This is a genomic window from Caulobacter sp. ErkDOM-E (assembly GCF_048541895.1).
Classification (GTDB): Bacteria; Pseudomonadota; Alphaproteobacteria; order Caulobacterales; family Caulobacteraceae; genus Caulobacter.
The window spans coordinates 2,286,937-2,306,343 of record NZ_CP183331.1 but is presented as its reverse complement, the minus strand read 5'-3'; the positions used below and the strand labels follow the sequence as shown (position 1 = coordinate 2,306,343).

General features: G+C 64.1%; 22 protein-coding genes and 1 pseudogene. 17 read left to right on the top strand and 6 right to left on the bottom strand.

The window, feature by feature from the left end:
• Nucleotides 1–77 precede the first annotated feature (77 nt).
• From ACN2C7_RS11285 to ACN2C7_RS11265, 5 genes and pseudogenes are all read left to right on the top strand, one after another.
• Nucleotides 78–608 carry a porin family protein gene (locus tag ACN2C7_RS11285; protein WP_419317059.1) on the top strand — a complete coding sequence of 177 codons (531 nt, stop codon included), beginning with the start codon at nt 78–80 and terminating at the stop codon, nt 606–608.
• 314 nt (nt 609–922) lie between these two features.
• Nucleotides 923–1,164 (top strand): annotated as a pseudogene (locus tag ACN2C7_RS11280) (hypothetical protein).
• 261 nt (nt 1,165–1,425) lie between these two features.
• The gene (locus ACN2C7_RS11275; RefSeq protein ID WP_419317058.1) at nt 1,426–1,818 is read left to right on the top strand and encodes a hypothetical protein; all 393 of its coding nucleotides are present in this window, start codon (nt 1,426–1,428) and stop codon (nt 1,816–1,818) included.
• Entirely contained in the window at nt 1,815–2,714 is a 900-nt protein-coding gene (locus tag ACN2C7_RS11270) for a sterol desaturase family protein (RefSeq protein ID WP_419317057.1), read from the top strand. Before ACN2C7_RS11275 ends, ACN2C7_RS11270 begins: the two co-directional genes overlap by 4 nt.
• Before the next feature lie 102 nt (nt 2,715–2,816).
• Nucleotides 2,817–3,110 carry a putative quinol monooxygenase gene (locus ACN2C7_RS11265; RefSeq protein WP_419317054.1) on the top strand — a complete coding sequence of 98 codons (294 nt, stop codon included), beginning with the start codon at nt 2,817–2,819 and terminating at the stop codon, nt 3,108–3,110.
• A 10-nt stretch (nt 3,111–3,120) separates the two neighbouring features.
• On the opposite strand, the gene ACN2C7_RS11260 is transcribed toward ACN2C7_RS11265, so the two are convergent.
• Nucleotides 3,121–4,101 carry an NUDIX hydrolase gene (locus ACN2C7_RS11260; RefSeq protein ID WP_419317052.1) on the bottom strand — a complete coding sequence of 327 codons (981 nt, stop codon included), beginning with the start codon at nt 4,099–4,101 and terminating at the stop codon, nt 3,121–3,123.
• Nucleotides 4,098–4,742: a YfbR-like 5'-deoxynucleotidase gene (locus ACN2C7_RS11255; RefSeq protein ID WP_419255357.1), complete on the bottom strand. Its 645-nt coding sequence runs from the start codon at nt 4,740–4,742 to the stop codon at nt 4,098–4,100. The genes ACN2C7_RS11260 and ACN2C7_RS11255 overlap by 4 nt, the downstream gene beginning before the upstream one ends.
• 106 nt (nt 4,743–4,848) lie before the next feature.
• Here ACN2C7_RS11255 and ACN2C7_RS11250 point away from each other — a divergent pair, with 106 nt between their 5' ends.
• Together ACN2C7_RS11250 and ACN2C7_RS11245 are read left to right on the top strand one after the other, a co-directional pair.
• The gene (locus ACN2C7_RS11250) at nt 4,849–5,661 is read left to right on the top strand and encodes a universal stress protein (RefSeq protein ID WP_419317051.1); all 813 of its coding nucleotides are present in this window, start codon (nt 4,849–4,851) and stop codon (nt 5,659–5,661) included.
• Between the two features lie 31 nt (nt 5,662–5,692).
• Nucleotides 5,693–6,070, top strand: coding sequence for a hypothetical protein (locus ACN2C7_RS11245; protein ID WP_419317050.1), 378 nt, complete (start codon nt 5,693–5,695; stop codon nt 6,068–6,070).
• A gap of 2 nt (nt 6,071–6,072) precedes the next feature.
• Here ACN2C7_RS11245 and ACN2C7_RS11240 read toward each other — a convergent pair whose 3' ends face one another.
• From ACN2C7_RS11240 to ACN2C7_RS11225, 4 genes are all read right to left on the bottom strand, one after another.
• Entirely contained in the window at nt 6,073–6,888 is an 816-nt protein-coding gene (locus ACN2C7_RS11240; protein ID WP_419317049.1) for a hypothetical protein, read from the bottom strand.
• Nucleotides 6,889–6,959: 71 nt separating this feature from the next.
• Nucleotides 6,960–7,829 (bottom strand): AAA family ATPase, encoded by an 870-nt coding sequence (locus ACN2C7_RS11235; RefSeq protein WP_419317047.1) that lies wholly within the window; start codon nt 7,827–7,829, stop codon nt 6,960–6,962.
• A 120-nt stretch (nt 7,830–7,949) separates the two neighbouring features.
• Nucleotides 7,950–8,249, bottom strand: coding sequence for a primosomal protein (locus ACN2C7_RS11230; RefSeq protein ID WP_419317045.1), 300 nt, complete (start codon nt 8,247–8,249; stop codon nt 7,950–7,952).
• A gap of 72 nt (nt 8,250–8,321) precedes the next feature.
• Nucleotides 8,322–10,118: a tetratricopeptide repeat protein gene (locus ACN2C7_RS11225; RefSeq protein WP_419317043.1), complete on the bottom strand. Its 1,797-nt coding sequence runs from the start codon at nt 10,116–10,118 to the stop codon at nt 8,322–8,324.
• 187 nt (nt 10,119–10,305) lie between these two features.
• Between ACN2C7_RS11225 and flbT the strand changes: the two genes are divergently transcribed.
• The 10 genes from flbT (at nt 10,306) to ACN2C7_RS11175 (ending at nt 19,309) form a co-directional block, all read left to right on the top strand.
• A complete protein-coding gene (flbT, locus tag ACN2C7_RS11220; protein ID WP_062146716.1) occupies nt 10,306–10,731 on the top strand; it encodes a flagellar biosynthesis repressor FlbT in 426 nt (141 codons plus the stop codon).
• Entirely contained in the window at nt 10,691–11,053 is a 363-nt protein-coding gene (flaF, locus tag ACN2C7_RS11215; RefSeq protein WP_419255368.1) for a flagellar biosynthesis regulator FlaF, read from the top strand. The genes flbT and flaF overlap by 41 nt, the downstream gene beginning before the upstream one ends.
• 234 nt (nt 11,054–11,287) lie before the next feature.
• The gene (locus ACN2C7_RS11210) at nt 11,288–12,106 is read left to right on the top strand and encodes a flagellin (RefSeq protein ID WP_419317041.1); all 819 of its coding nucleotides are present in this window, start codon (nt 11,288–11,290) and stop codon (nt 12,104–12,106) included.
• Nucleotides 12,107–12,373: 267 nt separating this feature from the next.
• Nucleotides 12,374–13,195, top strand: coding sequence for a flagellin (locus tag ACN2C7_RS11205; protein ID WP_419317040.1), 822 nt, complete (start codon nt 12,374–12,376; stop codon nt 13,193–13,195).
• Between the two features lie 113 nt (nt 13,196–13,308).
• Nucleotides 13,309–13,620, top strand: a complete 312-nt coding sequence (locus tag ACN2C7_RS11200; protein WP_419317039.1) for a hypothetical protein — start codon at nt 13,309–13,311, stop codon at nt 13,618–13,620.
• Nucleotides 13,621–13,796: 176 nt separating this feature from the next.
• Nucleotides 13,797–14,630: a flagellin gene (locus ACN2C7_RS11195; protein ID WP_419317037.1), complete on the top strand. Its 834-nt coding sequence runs from the start codon at nt 13,797–13,799 to the stop codon at nt 14,628–14,630.
• 89 nt (nt 14,631–14,719) lie between these two features.
• On the top strand, nt 14,720–15,274 hold the full coding sequence (gene pseH / locus ACN2C7_RS11190) for a UDP-4-amino-4,6-dideoxy-N-acetyl-beta-L-altrosamine N-acetyltransferase (RefSeq protein ID WP_419317035.1): 555 nt from the start codon (nt 14,720–14,722) through the stop codon (nt 15,272–15,274).
• A 78-nt stretch (nt 15,275–15,352) separates the two neighbouring features.
• Nucleotides 15,353–18,172, top strand: a complete 2,820-nt coding sequence (locus tag ACN2C7_RS11185) for a hypothetical protein (protein ID WP_419317033.1) — start codon at nt 15,353–15,355, stop codon at nt 18,170–18,172.
• A 47-nt stretch (nt 18,173–18,219) separates the two neighbouring features.
• Nucleotides 18,220–18,900: a hypothetical protein gene (locus ACN2C7_RS11180; protein ID WP_419317031.1), complete on the top strand. Its 681-nt coding sequence runs from the start codon at nt 18,220–18,222 to the stop codon at nt 18,898–18,900.
• A gap of 13 nt (nt 18,901–18,913) precedes the next feature.
• A complete protein-coding gene (locus ACN2C7_RS11175; RefSeq protein WP_419317029.1) occupies nt 18,914–19,309 on the top strand; it encodes a hypothetical protein in 396 nt (131 codons plus the stop codon).
• Nucleotides 19,310–19,407 lie beyond the last annotated feature (98 nt).

Here is a 19,407-nt window from a genome sequence, read left to right as displayed (position 1 = left end):
CATGCCGGCCGTGTTCCAGCGATAGATTGAGCGTCGCTGAGGGGGCTGAAGACTGACTACCAGTAGGAGTAACAACCATGAAAGCTCTCATCGCCGCGACGCTTGTCGCTGCTTCGGTCGCCGCTATCCCCGCCCTGTCGCACGCGCAGGTATCGCCTGACTATTATGGCTCGGCCGGCTATGGCGCGATGCGCACCGACGGCGCCGATATCGGCGTCCTCCAGGGGCGCCTCGGCGCCAGGCTCACTCCCCACTTTGGCGTCGAAGGTGAGGTCGGCGTCGGCGTGACCGACGACAAGACCTATGTGGCCGGCGCCCCGGTGACCGTCGAACTGAAGCATCAGGCGGCCGCCTACGCCGTGGGCTATCTGCCGGTGACGCCCAAGATCGATCTTCTGGCCCGGGCCGGCTACGGCACGACCAAGCTCAAGGGCTCGGCCGCGGGCCTGTCGTCCAGCGAATCGCAGGACAGCTGGAACTATGGCGTCGGCGCCCAGTACAAGCTCGACGACAAGAACGGCCTTCGCGCCGACTGGACCAAGTCGGAGTTCACCAACTCCAAGGCGGATGCCGACACCCTGGCGGTGTCCTACGTGCGCAAGTTCTAGGGCGTTTTGTCCCGGGCCCTCGGGCCCGGGACGGCCTCTGTCCTCTCATGGGCACGGGGAGCGGCACCCCAAGTCCTTCCCCTGAAGGGGGCGCATCACGAGCCGCCCCATACAATCTCCGTCATCCCGGGGCTCGTCCCCGGGACCCATCGTTCCGTTGCGCCGTCAGGGGTTTGTGATCCGCCGACCGTGCGGCCGACCCATGGGTCCCGGGGACGAGCCCCGGGATGACGGGCTTTGTTGAGCGTCACGCTCCAGCGCGCTGACACGGGCGTTCAGACAATCGACGCAGCCCCCTCAAAACCTGCCGCATAATGCTCTCACCTCGTCGCGAGGAAAGGGCGCAAGGCCAGCGACCATTGCGGCGGCGGGGGGTGATCGAGCGGGACTGGGGTCGAGGGGGATACTCGACCGGTCCGGGGATCTGGTTGCTGGCCAGACCCGCCCGCCGTCGGCGTGGATGAGGGCAGACGGGTGTGTTCATTAGTCATTTGCTTGGCTCGCCCGCCTCGACCGCCGGCTTCTTGCGGAAACGCGAGAGACCGGCTCCCGGTAAGGCCTGAACAGGGCCACCTGACGGGACGCTGATGGATAACGACCACGCGGAGCGGACGGCTTCGTCGAAACGGTAATCTCTATCTCTCATCCGGACGTGGTCCGGACGCTCCGCGACCCTTTCCATAACTCAGCGGGATTTCGCGTGAGGTCGCGACGCCGCGTCCGGGCGCCCGAACGACCAGATCACTTGACGGCGATCACCTAGGGCCCGACGTTGTCGGAAAAATACGGGGAGGGCGGCGTCAGCTTGGACAAGGCGATGCTGATACAGCTTATCGGTTCGGCGATCGCGATCAGCGTGCTCGTCGGCATAGCGGCCTTGGCGGGCATCCCCCGGCCGACGCCTGCGCTCGACGCGGCGGGCCTCACCGCGCTGCTGGCCCAGGAATTTCCCGACCGTCACCCCACCGCCACCTGGATCTCGGCCGACGGCTGTGGCGCCCTGGCGCGGGATGGCGACACGGTGCTGGTCCTGTGGAAGCGGGGCGACGGCTATGTCGCCCGCGATCTGGCCTGGCCCGTCGTGGCCGCAGCGAAGTCGAAGAATGGCCGGTTGGTCCTGAAGGCCGGCGACGCCGCGCCGGTGCTGGCGGTCGCCGATAATGTCTGGCCACCCCAGACCCTGGTCGCCCAGAAGGAATGTCTCGCATGAAGGCGCAGTTCGATCCCGTCCAGATGGCGATCCCGTTCTTCATCCTGGCGATCATCCTCGAGATTGTTCTGGCCCGGATGGGCAAGGCCAGGGCCAATTACGAAACCCGTGACACGGCCATGTCGCTGTCCATGGGTCTGGGCAGCACGATCGCCGGCTTGCTGACCGGCGGGCTGATCATCGCCGCCACGATCTGGGTGTATCACCACCGGATTTACACCATCCCGATGACCGCGGTCTGGGCCTGGGTGATCCTCTTCTTCGCCGAGGACTTCACCTATTACTGGTTCCACCGCATCTCCCATGAGCGGCGGTTCTGGTGGGCCAGCCACGTCAATCACCACACCTCGACCCACTACAACCTGTCGACCGCCCTGCGGCAGACCTGGACGGGCGGGGTGGCCGGGACCTGGCTGCTATGGCTTCCGCTGGTGTTCCTGGGCTTCCCACCCGCCATGGTGGCGATCCAGAAGGGCATCAGCCTCGTCTATCAGTTCTGGATCCATACTGAGGCGATCAAGCGCATGCCGCGCTGGTTCGAGGCCGTGTTCAACACGCCCTCGCATCATCGGGTGCACCACGCCCGCAACGCCCGCTATCTGGACGCCAACTATGCCGGCATCCTGATCATCTGGGACCGGATGTTCGGCACCTTCATCCCCGAGGTTGACGAAGAGGCCTGCCGGTATGGCACGGTCAAGAACCTGGGCAATTTCAACCTGTTGCACAATGTGTTCCACGAGTGGATCGGCATCGGGCGCGACCTGTTGGGGGCCAAGTCCCCGCGTGAGGCCTGGGGCTATCTGTTCGGCCCGCCCGGCTGGAGCCCTGACGGCTCGCGCGAAACCTCTCATACGCTGAAAGCCAAATGGCGAGCGCGGATAGAGTCTGAATAGCGGGCCTGTTCCTCCAGAATTAAGGCCATTGTCGGCTTAATCGACCGTCTGCTAGAGGGTGTGACTTCAAGATTAATCGATGAACTGATCCAGGAGCTCTGTGTGATTGTTATTCTTGGTTCAGTGGATGTTCGGCCTGACAGTCTGGAGTCGGCGTTGAAACTGGCGCTCGAGCATTGTGCGCGGTCACGCGAAGAGCCCGGTTGCGTCTCTCACGACTGCTTTCAGGCCGTCGGTCGACCCAACATCCTGCAGTTTGTCGAGGTCTGGTCAGACATGACGGTTCTGCGGGCCCACTTCGCACTGACGGATTCAAAACAGTTCGCGGCGGAAATCGGCAAGCTGGCCGGCTCGCCGCCCACCATGCGCATCCTGAAAGCCGAGGAACTGGGCTGAGCTTAGCGGGCTAGTCGCGCAGCAGCGGCAGGCTGAGCCCGCTGGCGGGGCGCGCCGTCAGCATCTCGCGGCGGAAGCGGAACAGTTCGGCCGGACGCCCGCCGGTCTCGGCGTCCAGGCGCCCCAGGCCTTCGACCAGTTCCTCGCGCTCGACCACGCGGCGGAAGTTCTGCTTGTGCAGCGGCACCCCGGCGATGGCCTCGACGGTGCGCTGCAGGGTCGAGAGGGTGAACTCGTCGGGGGTCAGTTCGAACACCACGGGCCGGTACTTGATCTTGCCGCGCAGCCGCGACAGGCCGGTGGCCAGGATGCGGCGGTGATCAGAGATCATCGGCTCGCCCAGGGCCGCCGACAGGGCGACGGGCTCGGCCGGATCGTCACCGTCGGCCCGGGCCTGGTCGCGGGCGGCCTCGGGGGCCAAACCGGCTTCGTAGAGCAGCTCGTACCGCTCCAGAACCCGCTCCTCGTTCCATGGCGCGCCATCCAGGGCGAAGGCCAGACGGGCGCGGGACCACTTGCCCGCGTCATCGGCCGCCCAGCGCTTCAGGGCCGGGGCCAGCACGGCGTCCAGCAGGGCGGGCCGGCCCTGGCGCCAGTCCTCCCAGGGGAAGAACCGCGACCACGGGGCCCAGACGGTGTCGGGGGCGTCGGTGTCGATGGCGTCGGGCGTCAGGCCCAGATAGCCGACGGAGACGACCCGCGCCGCGCCGGCCCCGACCTCGGCCCTGGGGGCGTCGCGGCCTTTGTCGCCGAAGGTGTAGAGCTGCTCGACATAGCCCAGCTGAAACCGGGTCTGCTCGGTGACGAAGGCCCGCAGGCCCAGCTCGAAGGTGCGGTGCCCCTCCGGGTCGAACGGGCCGAACGGCAGACCGGGCAGGGGAGAGGCGATATCGGTTACAGCGTCATGCGGCCGAACGGTCAGGACCACGGCCTCCCCATCGCGGATGGCGACGACGACGGCCGAAAGCCCGATGACGACGGACGCTGTCATTCGGTCTCGAACGCGGCGTTGGGCGCGGATTCGAAACCAGCGGCCCGCGACAGCACATGGAACCGCTGAACATAGTGGGCCTGGGCCTCGAACGGCGGCTGCGGCTTGATCAGCAGCTCGTAGCCGGCCGGCGGCGCGCCGAAGATGGCCAGCGATTCGGCGTGCTCGAACCCGGCCAACTGGGTGGCCTCGAAGAAGGCGCAGGCCCGGTCGGCCTGCTTGAGCAGCTTCTTGATGGCCGGCGGCGTCTTGACCGGCAGACCAAAGCGGATGTGGATGGCGTCTTCCAGCCGGGCCTCGAAATCCTTGTAGCTGACGCCCAGGGCGGCCTTGAACGGGCTGATCATGTCGCCGATCACATATTCGGAGGCGTCGTGCAGCAGGGCCGCAAGTCGCCACTTCGGCTCAAGGTCGGGCTTGATGTGGGCGGCGATCTCCTCGACCACCAGACTGTGCTGGGCGACCGAAAAGCCATGCTCGCCAATAGTCTGGCCATTCCAGCGGGCCACCCGGGCCAGGCCGTGGGCGATGTCCTCGATCTCGATATCCATCGGCGACGGGTCGAGCAGATCCAGCCTCCGGCCGGAGAGCATTCTCTGCCAAGCGCGGGGCGCCGCACCCCTATGCAGCCCTTTGGCCACGAGATCGTTCCTTACGGTGAAGGTGGACTGACTGACCCATCGGTTGACAAAGATCAATGATGGGTGCGGCCTCACCTGTGGAAATGCGCTCCAAAGGAGTTCGATCATGAGTTGGGCAAGAATTATGGCTCCTCTTGCAGGAGCGCAGGCTGACCGGGATCTCCTGGCGTCGGCGGCCACCTTGGCAAAGGCGTTCGAGGCGGAGCTGGCCTGTGTGCACGCTCCGGCGGACATCGCCGACCTGATGCCCTGGATGGGCGAAGGCTTCATGGGCGGGGTGCAGGTCACCGCGCTGGAAAGCCTGAAGGAAGCCGCCGTGGAAGGCGCCCGCGCCGTCGGGGCCCTGGCGGCCGAGATCGGCTATTCGCGAACTCGCGTCATCAGCTTGGAATCGCCCGTCTGGGCGGGCCTGGCCATGGAAGGCCGCCTCTCGGACGTCATCGTTTTCGACAGCGCCTCGGCGCGCGGCAAGGGCCCCCTGGCCGAAGCCTTCCAGCAACTGGTCGCCGACGAGCAGCGCCCGATCATCGTCGCCCGTCCCGGCCTGAAGGTCGGCGGCGTGGCCGTGGTCGCCTGGGACGGCGGCAAGGAAGCCAGCCGGGCGATGCGCACCGCACTGCCGCTGCTGCAGAAGGCCTCGTCGGTGATCGTCGCCGGCGCTCCGGCTGCATCCTCGCGCAATTTCGACCTTGCGCGGCTGGTCGAGTTTCTCAGCGCTCGCGGCGTGACCGCGACGAGCCAGACCCTGCAGGGAACCGGCGACGCTGCCGGGCTGTTGCTGGGGACGGCCCGCGAGGCCGGCGCTGATTTCCTGGTCGCCGGAGCCTTCGGGCACCCGCGTCTGCAGGAGTTCATCTTCGGCGGCACGACCCGCAGCCTCCTGAACAGCGATGGTCCTTCGCTGTTCCTGTCGCACTAACCTGTCTGTCATTTCTTCAAGGGAGGCTTAAATGTCCCTGTCTCGCATCGTGATGCGCCTTGCCCGCAATCCTGGCACCGAGTTCGCCGGCGGCGACGATCATCGCGGCTACGCCCTGACCGCGCCCCTGACCGCCGACGGTCATCTTGACGAGGCGGCCTACGCCAAGAGCAAGGCGGCCTGCAGCGTCCGCCGTTTCGCGCCCGACGAGGACGCCGTGGATGGCTTGCTGGCGCGCAAGGGAGCGCGCTGGTTCTTCGACTACGACAATTCCGACAGCGCCGATGACGAGCCGGTCCATCGGCTGGGGGAGCACAGGTTCGCCCTGGGCGAATATGTCACCGTGACCGACGAGGATGGCCGGCCCTTGACCTACAAGGTGATGGAGGTTGTTCCGGTCCCGGCCTGAGTTCAGCCGCCGACGTTGTGGCGCACCAGGGCCTTCATGTCCTTGAACACGTCATGGTCGCCGGAATCGCGGTTCTTGGCCTTGATGGTGGCGACGGCGAGCGGGCCCCCCTTGGGTCCGCGTGCCTCGTAGCCGACCACGCGGTAACCGCTGGGCGCTTTATCGCTGGCCAGGATCAGGGTTGAGCGGATCGAGTCGCCGCGCTTGCTGTGACGGATCTCGGCGCCGTCATCACCGGCGCGGATATTGACCGCGCCGTCTCCGGTCTCGCCGTCATCGGCAGTGATGCTGACCGTTTCCTTGCGGTCGTCGCCCTTCACCGTGACGTTCTTGTCGATCTTGACCTCTGAGGAGCCGCCTTCGTTGCTGTTGATCGTGATGTGGCCGATCTTGATGTCGGCGCCGTCGTCGCTAGCGTCGATCCGCAGGCCGGGCAGATGGATACTGGTTTTGTTGCGGTCGTGCTTTTCGCCCGGCTTCTGGTCGGTGACGGGCTTCAGCGTGGGCATCAGCGCCTTGAGCTCGGTCTCGATGGGCGCAAGGGCGTCCTCGGCGTCGCCATTGTTCAGCGACACCAGCCGCAGCAGCACATCGGCGTCGACGCCGGCATAGGCGCAGGACAGACCGTCGGCCGCAGCGCTGACACGCTTCAGATCGCCCTTCCGTTCCGGACAATCAAGCTTGGAGATCGTCCGGACCGGATCGCGGCGAAGATGACTCTCTTGCTTTTCTGCCTTCACCGTTTCGCTGCGCTGACACCCCGCCAGCACCAGGGCGCTGGAGGCGGCCAACACAGCGATCCAAGTCGAATGACGCATGACCATCCCTCTGATTTTAGCGGGAAGGTGAGGGCCGTTGCGCCACTCGTCCAGTGAATTCAAGGTAAGGCCTACTGCCCGGGACGACCACCCGCGCCTTCGCGTCGGGCCAGGAAAGCCAGCCGCTCGAACAGGTGGACATCCTGCTCGTTCTTGAGCAGAGCGCCATGCAGCGGCGGGATCAGCTTGGTCGGATCCTTCTCGCGCAGGATGCTCTCGTCAATGTCCTCGACCATCAGCAGCTTCAGCCAGTCCAGGAGTTCGGACGTCGAAGGCTTCTTCTTCAGGCCCGGAACCTTGCGCATGTCGTAGAAGATCCGCAGGGCCTCGGCGACGAGCTTCTGCTTGATGCCCGGATAGTGGACGTCAACGATCGCCTGCATCGTCGCCTCCTCGGGGAAGCGGATGTAGTGGAAGAAACAGCGGCGCAGGAAAGCGTCAGGCAGTTCCTTCTCGTTGTTGGAGGTGATGATGATGATCGGGCGAACCTTGGCCGAGATCGTCTCGCCGGTTTCGTAGACATAGAACTCCATCCGATCCAGCTCTTGCAGCAGATCGTTGGGAAACTCGATGTCGGCCTTGTCGATCTCGTCGATCAGCAGGACGGGGCGCACCGGGCTCTCGAACGCCTCCCAGAGCTTGCCCTTCTTGATGTAGTTGCGGACGTCCTTGACGCGCTCCTCGCCCAGCTGGCTGTCGCGCAGGCGGGTGACGGCGTCATACTCGTAGAGGCCCTGATGGGCTTTTGTCGTGGACTTGATGTGCCAGGTCAGCAAGGGCGCGCCCATGGCCTTGGCGACCTCGTAAGCCAGCACGGTCTTGCCGGTGCCGGGCTCGCCCTTGATCAGAAGAGGACGCTCAAGCGCCACGGCGGCGTTGACCGCGACCTTGAGGTCCTCGGTCGCCACATAGTCGGAAGTGCCTTCGAAGCGCTGTCGCATTCCCACCCTCTGCCGGATCGATCCGGTCTCGAACAAGTGTTCAAATCAAGGGTTCAAACTACCGGGCGGCGCGCGCTTGGCAAGAGCGTGCGGAATTGAAACCAAATGAAGAGGCGGTTTCTATCGGGGGTCACGCCCGGGAAGCGTGTCGAGGGGCTCGCGCTCGACGTTCAGGTCCTCGTCGTCGCGAGCCCCTTCGATTTCGTCTTCGAGCTCGGCCAGCTCGCTATCGTCGAGGATGTCGAAGTCTTCTTCGATGTCATTCTCATCGGCGTCGCCATCGGCCTGGGTGACATCGTAGACGTCGGCGATCTCGTCGAAATTGGCGATATCCTCGCCATCGGGTGTCAGATGGGTTTCATCCAGAACCTCAGCGGTGTCTTGCGCATCGGGAGCATCGTTGATGTCCAGCTCGGCCATGGGAAATCTCCAGAAACAGCGAGGCCGTGCGCCTGCCGCCCTGAAATAATCCTGCCGCAGTCGCAGAGTTCCCTAGCCGGGATAGGTTTCCGCCAGCGCGTGGGCCACGTCCTGCATCGTGGGCGACCAGTCGTAGTAGTCCGACGAGGAGAAACAGCGGATTTGCGGGTACCAAGGCAGGCTTTCCGTGCCCAGGCGGGTCCAGGAAGCCGCGCCGCTGATCTGCCAGACATTGGCCCCGCAGGCGCCGGCCAGGTTGATGGTCGCATTCGAGAAGCCGATAATCAGATCCATGGCGCAGCACAGCGCGGCGACGTCATCGAGATCCTTCTTCAGATCGATTCCTTCGGGCTGCCAGACATCAACCCCAAACTCGGCCTTGGCGTAGGCGATCTCTTCGTCGCAGTCGCCGTACTGCAGATTGACGAAGGTGACCCCGGGCGTTTCAAGGATGGGACGCCACAGGTCGAAGGGCGAGAACTGGCGCGCCCTCTCGCCATTCAGCTTGAGGCTCTTCCAGAGCAAGCCGACCTTGGGACCCTTGGGGGCGGCTTCGAGTTGCTTGCGCCAATGGGCGACGCGCTCAGGATCCGCCACCAGGAAATTGGGGCGCGTTGGGAACGACTCCACCGACGGGCGCAACACCGGCAGCAGTGAGCCGATCGGAGCCCACAGGTCGATCTTGCTCCAGTCGGAGACATGGGGCGCCGTGCGACGCACGCGGCCTTCAAAGGTCACCGTTCGGTGTGCGCTGACCTCGGCGCTGGGAAAAGAGCGCTGAAAAAGCGGGATCAGGCGATGCTCGACGGCGATCGACAGCGCGCCATCGGGGCCGATGGCGTCCAGCACGTCGGGCAACATGTTGGCGAACATCACTTCGTCGCCAAGACCCTGTTCGGCGCAGATCATCATGCGCTTGCCCGCCAAGGGCTGGTCAGCCGACCAGCGCGGTGCGTCGATCAGGAAACGAGGCGCGTCGGACAGGTCGGGCGAGAAGCGCGACTCGTAGGCGGCCCAACCTTCGCTGACGCGGCCCAGGCAGAGCAGAATCGTCGACCTGGCAAACTGCATCATGGCCAGGTCTTCAGCAGAATCGACGTGGGCAATGGCCGCCTCACAATCCTCCAGCGCGCCCGGGACATCGCCCAGGTCGAGGCGGGCATAGGCGCGGTTGTGATAGCCCTTGCCAAAGTCGGGGGCGAGGCGAAGGGCTTCGTCGAAGAAGGTGAGGGCCTGCTGACCGTCACCCAGGCTGCACATCACTGTGCCCAGGGTGTTCCAGAGGATCGGCTGGCTCTGGTCCGCCATGATGGCTGGCCGAAGAATGTCGATGGCTTCGGAGCATTGATTGAGGTCGCGAAGGGCGCAGGCCAGATTGTTGGTCGCTTCCACGCAGTCGGGGCGGGCCAACCGGTAGTGCGCGAAGAACTTCGCCGCCAGTTCCGGCATGTCCATGCGATAGGCCAGTCGCCCCAGGTCTCCCGCGACGGGCCCGTGGTCCGGCAACAACTGCAGCGCCGCTTCGTAGGCGCGCATCGAGGAGACAAAGTCGCCGTTCTTTTCGCGGGCGATGGCCAGCACGTGCCAAGCGACGCCTTGTCGCTCGTCTTTTTCCAGCACTTCCAGCGCCAGCGAATCGGCCTTCTGGAAGTCGCGAGACTGGATCGCCGCAATCGCCTGACCAAGCAGACGGGCTGTTTCGCGGTTCTTGAGCTCGCTGGCGGCGCGGTCGAGCCGTGCGAGGGCCTCGAGCGAAGCCGAATCACCCATGGTGGTTCCAGCGATGCCCCGCTGAACGATCGCCGCCGCAGTGATCTCCTGCTGGGCCAACGTGCTGCCGGAACCCTCGAGGGCGCGTTTGCGGGACATTGGGTAAGCCTTGCGGATTTGGAGTTAACCATCCTGTGGGGCAGTATGTTTAACTGAGTCCTAAGCTGCGGCTCACGGTCGCAGGGTCAGCAAGACAGCGTTAACCCGACCCGGCCTAACTTTCGCTCGACCCGCTAACCCTGGCGGATCGGGCTGTCGTGGCGATTGCAAAGAGGAGCGGCATAACGTGCCTTTGAAGCTTTCGCTGAAGCCCGGCGAGAAGTTCGTCTTGAACGGTGCTGTGGTCCAGAATGGCGACCGCCGTGGCGTTCTCGTGCTCCAGAACAAAGCCTCCGTCCTTCGGGAAAAGGACATCATGCAGCTGGATCAGGTGACGACGCCATCACGTCGCATCTACTTCCCTGTCATGATGATGTACCTGGAAGAAAGTGTCGCCGAACGGTTCTACGAAGATTTTGCTACGCGCCTGAACGAGTTCATGAGTGTGGTGCGCAACCCGGCCGTGCTGGCCGATTGCATCGCGATCTCAAAGCACGTCATGGCGCGCGAGTACTATAAAGCGCTCATGTTGAGCCGAAAATTGATCGAGTACGAAGACGAGAGGTTGGGGCATGTCTCTTCGAGCCTATCAGCAGGCGGCGACGAGGGCTGAAAATCCGCGTGAGCTGGAATACCGCCTTTTCGGGCAGGTGACGCGCGCCCTCATGGACGCGTCCCAGGCCCCTGAGGACGATATTGCCAAGCGGATCGACGCGCTCGACTGGAATCGCCGGGTTTGGTCGGCGATGGCCACCGACTGCTCGCTGCCCGAAAACTCGCTCGCGCCCGAACTGCGCGCGAGCATCATTTCACTCAGCCTTTGGGTTGGTCGCCACTCCAGCGCCGTCATGCGCAAGGAGGAGGATTTTGAGCCGCTGATCGATATCAACCGGACGATCATGCAAGGCTTGGCGGGACGCGTAGAAGGGGCCTGAACCATCAGGCGCCAATTGCCCAGCGCATTTAGGTAGTTCCTGCCGCCCGGCGAATGTTGCATTCGCCGGGCGGTTGCGTTTTTGGGCTAACCCCAGATAAATCTCATAGAAATCATAGGATTAGGTTTTGGCGCCCGCGTGCGTTCAGATGGCCCGTCCCTTGCGATGGTGACCGCAGGCAAAACGCCCAGCCGGCTCGCGCCGGAGAAATCCGACCAAAACGGTAGGTGACCTATGATGAACTCAATCAACACCAATGCTGGTGCGCTCATCGCACTGCAAAACCTCAACTCGACCAACTCGGAGCTTGCATCAACCCAAGGCCGCATCAACACCGGCAAGAAGGTCGCCAACGCCAAGGATAATGGCGCGATCTGGTCGATGGCCAAGCTGCAGAGCAGCAACTCGAGTTCGTTGAATGCCGTGAAGGATTCCCTCCAGCGCGGTCAATCGACGATCGACGTTGCACTCGCAGCTGGCGATACGATCACTGATCTGCTCAGCAAGATGAAGGAAAAGGCCCTGGCCGCTTCCGACACCTCGCTGAACACCGCGAGCTTCAACGCCCTGAAGGCAGACTTCGAGTCGCTGCGTGATCAAATCACCAAGGCGGCCACGAACGCCACGTTCAACGGCGTCAGCATCGCTGACGGCACGACGGCGGCTCTGACCTTCCTGGCGAATGCCGATGGCGTCGGTTTCACCGTCACCGCCAAGACGCTGTCCCTAACCGGCATCGGCCTGGCGGCCGGCTCGACCTTCACCGACGCGGCTACGGCAAAGACGATGATTGCCACGATCACGACTGCTCTCACCACCGCGACCAACAAGCTGTCGTCGCTGGGCACCAATTCTGTGGGTCTGGACACGCACCTGACCTTCATTGGTAAGCTGCAGGACAGCCTGGAAGCGGGCGTGGGCAATCTGGTCGACGCGGATCTGGCGAAGGAAAGCGCCAAGCTCCAGTCGCTGCAAACCAAGCAGCAACTGGGTGTGCAGGCGCTGTCGATCGCGAACCAGACGCCGCAATCGATCTTGTCGTTGTTCAAGTGATCTGACACGCCGGACGATCTTCGGGTCGTCCGGCGCCTCCTTTACCCGGCGCCTAGTGCCCGGCAAAATTTGCCCGCGACCAGCGACCCCCGGCAGTTCCTGCCGGGGGTCGCTGTCGTAAACAGATCTATAACGCAAACTTTTCAATGGCTTGTAGGGTTCTGCCGGGTCGGCAGCTTTGGCCCGGTCATTGCTTCCTAGGGTCCAGAGCAAAATGCTCCCGACTGTCAAAATGACGTCGGCCTGCCTTGAAAAGGACCCTTCGTAATGGCGATGAACAGCATCAATACGAATGCCGGCGCACTGATCGCGCTGCAAAACCTGAACTCCACCAATTCGGAACTGGCGACCGTCCAGCAGCGCATCAACACCGGCAAGAAGGTGGCCAGCGCCAAGGACAACGGCGCTATCTGGGCGACCGCCAAGAACCAGTCTTCGATGGCGTCGTCGTTGAACTCGGTTAAGGATTCGCTGCAGCGCGGTCAGTCGACCATCGACGTGGCCCTGGCCGCCGGCGACACCATCACCGACCTGCTGGGCAAGATGAAGGAAAAGGCCCTGGCCGCTTCCGACACTTCGCTCAACACTGCCAGCTTCAACGCCCTGAAGGCCGACTTTGAATCCCTGCGCGATCAGGTGACCAAGGCCGCCACGAATGCGCAGTTCAATGGCGTCAGCATCGCCGACGGCAGCACCACCAAGCTGACCTTCCTGGCCAACTCGGATGGTTCGGGCTTCACCGTCACCGCCAAGACCCTGTCGCTGGCCGGCCTCGGCCTGACGGCCGCTTCCAGCTTCACCGACGCCGCCACGGCCAAGACCATGATCACCACGGTGAGCACGGCTCTGGGCACGGCGACCAACAAGCTCGCCTCGCTGGGCACCAGCTCGGTTGGCCTGGACACCCACCTGACCTTCGTCGGCAAGCTGCAGGACAGCCTCGACGCCGGCGTGGGCAATCTGGTTGACGCTGACCTGGCCAAGGAAAGCGCCAAGCTGCAGTCGCTGCAAACCAAGCAACAGCTGGGTGTGCAGGCGCTGTCGATCGCGAACCAAGCTTCGTCGTCCATCCTGAGCCTGTTCCGCTAAGGAATAGAGGAGACGGGCCCTCACGGGCCCGTCTCCGTCTCTTTCAGGCTTGAAGACGAGGAGAACCCGCACCACCAGAGGACGCCGCCGCGTAGGCGATGGCGCAAGGAGAGATGGAAACAAAAGCCGCTCTGTCGGCCGTCGCAGCCGAACCGAACCCTTCGGGTCAGTATCCTAAAGTCAACGCCCCGGAGCCATCCGCGGGCGCTGTTGTCGTTGCCGAATCGCGCGCTGATTCGGCCGAGCCTCAGCCGGGCGACCTCCGCCTGGTGATCGAGCAGGACGAGGATAGCGGGGCATTTATCTACAAGACCGTGGATCGCCGAACGGGTGAAACCCTGCAGGTCCTGCCGCGGGAAGACGTGCTGAAACTCAAGCACGCCGCCAATTACGATCCAGGCGACGTTTACGACGGCCTGACCTAACGCGCCTGAGTCGCGCGCCTTAACCCTGCGGCGCACCGTCGCGGGGCAAGTGCGTTATGGTTTATTTCCGTTAACCATAACCTTACCTTCTGATCATACGGTTGGCTCCGTGAGGGCTCGTTCGCCGGTAGGCGTGCGAACCAAACCCGGAAAAAATTTCCGATCGGAGGCCGCGAATGTCGCTCAGCGTCAACACCAATCAGCCCGCGCTGATCGCTCTGCAGAACCTGAACAAGACCAATGACGACATGCAGGGTGTCCAAACCCGCATCAATACGGGTCTGACGGTTTCCAGCGCCAAGGACAATGCGGCGGTCTGGTCGATTGCCCAGGAACAGCGCGCGGATATGAACGCGCTTTCGGCCGTCAAGATGAGCCTGGATCGAGCGACGTCCATCGCCGATGTCGCTTTGGCTGCCGGCGAGTCGATCTCGGATCTGCTCAGCCTGATGCGCGAGAAGGTCGTGGCGGCCAAGGACTCGTCGCTGACCACCAAGTCCCGCCAGGCTCTGAATGCCGACTTCCAGGGACTGGTCAAGAATCTCACCCAGGTTCTGTCTAGCGCCAGCTTCGATGGCGCCAACCTTTTGAACGGCAGCCTGAGCGTCGACGTCTCATTCCTGGCCGACGCCGACGCCGGTACAGCGATCACGCTGAACCTGCAGAATCTGTCGCTGGGGGGGACAATCAACACCCTGACCGCCACCGACGACATCCTGGATATCGCCAACGCCACCAACGTCCTGACCCGCCTTGACGCCACCATGGGCGCGGTAAACCAGGCCGTCGGCAATATCGGCACCCAGGCCAAGCAGGTCGAGGCTCACCATAGCTTCGTCTCCCGCCTGTCGGACGTCCTGGAAACCGGTGTGGGCAACCTGGTCGACGCAGATCTGGCCAAGGAAAGCGCCCGCTTGCAGGCCCTGCAGGTGAAGCAACAACTGGGCGCCCAGGCGCTCTCCATCGCCAACTCGGCGCCGCAGATCATTCTGAAGCTCTTCAACGGCTAGCCCTGAGGCGCAGTCTTCGTGTCAGCGCCCTAGTCCATCGGCGGCGCGCAGGGTACGCTTTGAGTAGCTGTCTGGGGGAATTGGCCGGAATGATCGACCTTCGCGATTTACAGGATCAGGATGAGGGCGTGCTGTTTCAGTGGCGCTCCGAACCTGAAGTCGATCGCTGGATGTCGGACGCCGCATTCCCCAGCCGCGACGCCCATGCCGCCTGGTTTGACGGTCTTCGCAACGATCCCGACATGCGCGGCTGGATGATCACGCGGGCCGGCGTGCCTGCTGGCCTTTTGACCCTTTCTGGCTTGCTGAGCCATCACCGCCGGGCGAGTTGGAACTGGTTTCTCGGCTCTGCCGAGGCCAGAGGCCGCGGCGTCGGCCGCGCCGCCCAGGTGCTGGGGCTTGATCGCGCTTTCGGAGAGCTTGGCCTGCACAAGGTTTTTGCTGAGGTGATGGCCGACAATGACGCCGCGCTGAAGGCTCACGTCGCGACCGGATTTCGGCGCGAAGGCTATCTGCGGGGTCATGTTCTCAAGAACGGAATTGCCCGCGATGTCGTGCTGCTGGGGATCCTGGCCTCGGAGTGGGAGCAGTTGCGCGAAGCGGCGCGTCGCGGCTTGACCGAAGCTCACCTAATCGCTGCGTAACCAAGGGCCTTAACGAGTTTTCAGCGTTACGCGTTCAACTATAGGCGGGGCGTTTCGCGCGCCCCGACAGGACCCGCCGTGATCACCTTCGATACCAGCGCACTGCTCGGCTACTATCAGGCTCGCACGGGCCAGCTGAACGGCGCGTCGGCGACGGCAAGCTCTCCGTCGAAATCCAAGGCCGTTGTCCCAACGGCGCCGTGGATGTCCGGCTCGACCGAGCCCAGCGCCCTGGTCAAGGCCGCCTTGAGCGGCCGAAAGTTCGTCGATGAGGCCGGTAACGCGTCCAGCCTCAAGGGCGCCAGCGGCGATTACAAGAAGCTCTTCGCCACCTATCAGGCGCTCAACACCCTTTCAGCGATCGCGGCACGGGCAGCCGAAAAGGGTGTCACCGATAGCGAGCTCAAGAGGCTGCAGACCGCCCTGACCAAGGGGCTGTCTGAAGTCACCAGCTACACCCAGAACATGAGCCTGGATCAGGGGCGTCTGACGCCAGGCGCGGTGATGGCCACCGACCGTTCGACCGTGGGCGTGCCCAAGAGCGTCTACAGCTACATCACCGACACGATCTACAGTGGCCAGTCCGACGACGAAGTGCCCAAGTTCCAGGGCAATGTCAGCTTCGACCTGTCCGTCAAGAGGTTCGGCGTCACGACAAACGTGACCATGGACCTGTCGCAAATGGGCGCGACGCCCAGGACGATGTCCAACGTCGTCAGTTTCATGAATGGCAAGCTCAAGGCCGAGGGCTTCGAGACCAGCTTTGCCGTAGAACGCAAGGTCGGTGAGACCCGAACCGTGCAGGTCAACGGTCAGCCGGTGACGCTGCCCGCGACCGGCGACGACTTCGCCCTGCGGGTGAAGGGCGACTCGACCGAGCAGCTGACCTTTACCGCCACGGCTGCGTCGCCTGCCGTCTACATCACGACCGCCGCCGGCAATCCCGATCCGGACAAGGACACCAAGACCGACGACGCGGTCATCGAGAACACCCTGACCAAGTACAGCGCCGCCGGCGGCGGGCAGCCTGGCGGCAAGGTCTTCTCCGAGACCCTGCAAGGCACGATATCCAGCGTTCGCAAGACGGTGTCGGCCTCCGACGGCTCGATCTACATGCTGGCCGATGTCACCAAGGATGTGAACGGGCAGGTGATCAAGGGCGACCAGGACGTCGCGCTTCTCAAATACGATTCGGCCGGCCATCTCCTGTATGCCCGCAGCCTGGGCGCCACAGACTCGGCAAGCGGTCTCAACCTGGCGGTCGCCGACGACGGCAGTGTCGCTGTCGCCGGCTCGGTGACAGGCCGGCTGCAGGGCGCAGTCGATGGGCCGATCAATTCCGACGCCACCTCGGGCAAGACCGACAGCTTCGTCACCCGCTACGACGACAAGGGCGACGAGCAGTGGACGGTGCGCCGCGGCGCCATGCTGGAAGACGAGGCGACCGCTGTCGCTTTCGGCTCCGACGGCATCCTCTATGTCGGCGGACGATCCAAGTCCGACCTGCCGGGTTCAACGTCTGCCAGCGGCGGCGAGCATGATTCCTATCTGACGGCCTTCGCCACCGACCTGAACGGAGGCCCCAAGGCGCTGTTCACCCAGAAGTTCGGCACCGCCGAGAATGACTCCGTCTCCGACATCGTCGTGAACGGCTCTCAGGTGGTCGTGGGCGGCAAGGAAAACGGCAACGCCATTCTGCGCAGCTTCACCGTAGCCCCGACCATCGTCACCGAGAACGCCACATCGGTCACGTCTGCGGGCGTGACGGTCACGACGCCGGTGACCTACACCAAGGCCGCCACCCTTTCGCAGGGCGCGGTGCGCGATCTCGGCTCGCTGAAGGGCGGCGAGATGGTCGGGCTGAAGATCGATGGCGGCCAGCTCTACGTGGGCGGCCATACGTCGAATGGCGCGCTGAGCCTCGGCAATACGACGGCCGCGGCATCGGGTGGTTCGGATGGCTTTGTGGGTCGCCTGTCGCTTGATCTGACCGACACCAGCGCCGACACCCTGGCCTATTATGGCGGTACGGGCGACGACACCGTGACCGGAATGGCGGTCTCAAACGGCTCGGCATGGCTGGTGGGCGCCGCGGGCAAGGATCTCGAAGGCCAGACGACGGTCGGGGAGAAGGATGGCTATGTCGCGCAGATCAACGTCGCCACGGGCGCGGTGTCCTGGTCGCAGCGGCTGACCGGCAAGGACGGCTATGCGACGCCGACCTCGATCGCGGTCGACCAGGCCGGCTCCAGCAGTCTCGACGCCTTTGGTCTGCCCAAGGGCAAGATGGATTTCAGCCAGTCGGAGCGCCTGGTCTCCGCGACGGCCGCCCGCGCGGGGGATACGTTCCAGATCCGCACCCGGGAGCGCGGGACGCTGACGACGATCACCATCGACGCCAAGGACACGCTGGAAACCCTGGCCGACAAGATCAAGCGCGCCTCGGGTTTCCGGGCCAAGGTCGATATGTCCAGCGACGGCAATGTCCGCAAGCTGAAGATCAGTCCCGCCTATGCGACCTCAACGATCGAGGTCCTGGCGGGGAAGGGCGGCACCGACGTGCTTCAGGCCCTGGGTCTGGCCGCCGGCGTTGTTCGCAACACCAAGGTCGAGAGCGGCAAGACGGTTTCGGCCGATGGCGGCGGCCCGGTATTTGGCCTGCAACTGCCGCCCGAACTGGATCTGTCGGACGAGGCGGGTCGCAAGAACGCCTCGTCGGTGATCACGCGCTCCATGTCGTCCGTGCGCACCGCCTATCGCGAAATTGCCGACATCGCGATGGGGATCGACAGCAGCGCCGCCGCCACCTCGGGCAAGACCGGAGGCACGGTGCCGGCCTATCTGAAGAACCAGATTTCCAATTATCAGGCTGCCCTGAACCGTTTGACGGGCGGATAGGGCCTGTGGCGCTTGAAAGCGCCATCATCGCGTCGTAGCCAGTGTTCATGGAACTTCTGAAAGACCGACGCATCGTTCTGGCGGGCGGCGCCGCTCTGGCGCTCCTAGCTGGTCTCGGCATCGCCATCGGGCTGCTGGGCGGCAAGGACAAGCCGACGGAACCGCCTCCTGCCTCCCGCGCCGGCCTGATCGTCGAGACGGGACGAGCCGACGACACCAAGCTGGACCCGGCGCGGCCGCTACGCTGCTTCGTCGGCGGTCAGTTCGTCGGCGAGACCACCCTGGCCGAATGCGCCAAGAAGAATGGCGTCGCCACGGGCGCTCTGGATGTCGGCGTTGACGAGACCGGGGCCCTGGCCGCCGCCGATCAGGCCGGTACGGTTCTGACACCGCTGCCGCCGCCCACCATCGACGCCCCGCCGCCATCGGCCGTGACGCCAGGACCCGCGCCTTTGCCGGCCGCGACCGCCTCCAGCACACCCCTGGCGGCCTGTTGGCGCTATTCCGGCGCCGAGTGGCGTCGTCTTCCGGGTGACATCACCCTGAACGCCTGCGCCCAGACCCTTTTCGCCGGACGCTGCGAGCGACCGGGCGGGGCCACCTACGGTCGCTGGGGCGAGGAAACCCTGCGGCTGGTTCCTGGCCGTGTTGAAGCGTCGTTCGACAATCGTTCCTTCCACACCGTGATCGACCAGGGACCGAACTGCTCGATCCCGGCCGCCGGCTAAGACGAGTACCGCCATGCGCCGTCCGATCCTGATTGCAGCCGCCGTCGCCGCCGCAGGCCTTGCCCTCACCGCGTGCGAAAAGCAGATCAAGGCCCCCTTCGAGAAGGGCGTCTGCTTCCATGTGGCGACCAACAAGGACAAGACTCTGCGTTTCAATCCCGTTGAGCGCAACGTCCAGTCCATGGAGCAGTGCGCCGGGACCCTCGAAGGGATGCGCATTCGTTTCGTGCGCATGGGCAGCCCTAACCGGAACCTCACCGGGGCGTACCAGGGCAGCTTCATCTTCCTGGAAAAGGAAGGGATTTATCTGGGCCAGACCTATGACGGAGCGCGCTTTATGTCGCTGGTTCGTACCGGAGACGGCCGTCTGGCGGTGCCGGGCGCGATCCGCCAGGCGCCGGCGCAATAACGCCATTCGCCCAAAATGCCCACCGTCCACAAGAACGTATTGAGAACAAATTGAGTTGACCGCGGCACTCCATTAACGTCTTGATCGGATTCCGGCGC

Excerpts from the sequence above, each read along its gene's own strand:
- ACN2C7_RS11175 (WP_419317029.1), top strand. The coding sequence starts at position 18,914 with ATGCGCCGTCCGATCCTGATTGCAGCCGCCGTCGCCGCCGCAGGCCTT.
- ACN2C7_RS11225 (WP_419317043.1), bottom strand. The coding sequence starts at position 10,118 with ATGTCCCGCAAACGCGCCCTCGAGGGTTCCGGCAGCACGTTGGCCCAG.
- ACN2C7_RS11250 (WP_419317051.1), top strand. The coding sequence starts at position 4,849 with ATGAGTTGGGCAAGAATTATGGCTCCTCTTGCAGGAGCGCAGGCTGAC.
- ACN2C7_RS11205 (WP_419317040.1), top strand. The coding sequence starts at position 12,374 with ATGGCGATGAACAGCATCAATACGAATGCCGGCGCACTGATCGCGCTG.
- pseH (WP_419317035.1), top strand. The coding sequence starts at position 14,720 with ATGATCGACCTTCGCGATTTACAGGATCAGGATGAGGGCGTGCTGTTT.
- flaF (WP_419255368.1), top strand. The coding sequence starts at position 10,691 with ATGTCTCTTCGAGCCTATCAGCAGGCGGCGACGAGGGCTGAAAATCCG.
- ACN2C7_RS11275 (WP_419317058.1), top strand. The coding sequence starts at position 1,426 with ATGCTGATACAGCTTATCGGTTCGGCGATCGCGATCAGCGTGCTCGTC.
- ACN2C7_RS11270 (WP_419317057.1), top strand. The coding sequence starts at position 1,815 with ATGAAGGCGCAGTTCGATCCCGTCCAGATGGCGATCCCGTTCTTCATC.
- ACN2C7_RS11195 (WP_419317037.1), top strand. The coding sequence starts at position 13,797 with ATGTCGCTCAGCGTCAACACCAATCAGCCCGCGCTGATCGCTCTGCAG.
- ACN2C7_RS11245 (WP_419317050.1), top strand. The coding sequence starts at position 5,693 with ATGTCCCTGTCTCGCATCGTGATGCGCCTTGCCCGCAATCCTGGCACC.
- ACN2C7_RS11260 (WP_419317052.1), bottom strand. The coding sequence starts at position 4,101 with ATGACAGCGTCCGTCGTCATCGGGCTTTCGGCCGTCGTCGTCGCCATC.
- ACN2C7_RS11230 (WP_419317045.1), bottom strand. The coding sequence starts at position 8,249 with ATGGCCGAGCTGGACATCAACGATGCTCCCGATGCGCAAGACACCGCT.
- ACN2C7_RS11210 (WP_419317041.1), top strand. The coding sequence starts at position 11,288 with ATGATGAACTCAATCAACACCAATGCTGGTGCGCTCATCGCACTGCAA.
- ACN2C7_RS11285 (WP_419317059.1), top strand. The coding sequence starts at position 78 with ATGAAAGCTCTCATCGCCGCGACGCTTGTCGCTGCTTCGGTCGCCGCT.
- ACN2C7_RS11235 (WP_419317047.1), bottom strand. The coding sequence starts at position 7,829 with ATGCGACAGCGCTTCGAAGGCACTTCCGACTATGTGGCGACCGAGGAC.
- ACN2C7_RS11200 (WP_419317039.1), top strand. The coding sequence starts at position 13,309 with ATGGAAACAAAAGCCGCTCTGTCGGCCGTCGCAGCCGAACCGAACCCT.
- ACN2C7_RS11180 (WP_419317031.1), top strand. The coding sequence starts at position 18,220 with ATGGAACTTCTGAAAGACCGACGCATCGTTCTGGCGGGCGGCGCCGCT.
- ACN2C7_RS11240 (WP_419317049.1), bottom strand. The coding sequence starts at position 6,888 with ATGCGTCATTCGACTTGGATCGCTGTGTTGGCCGCCTCCAGCGCCCTG.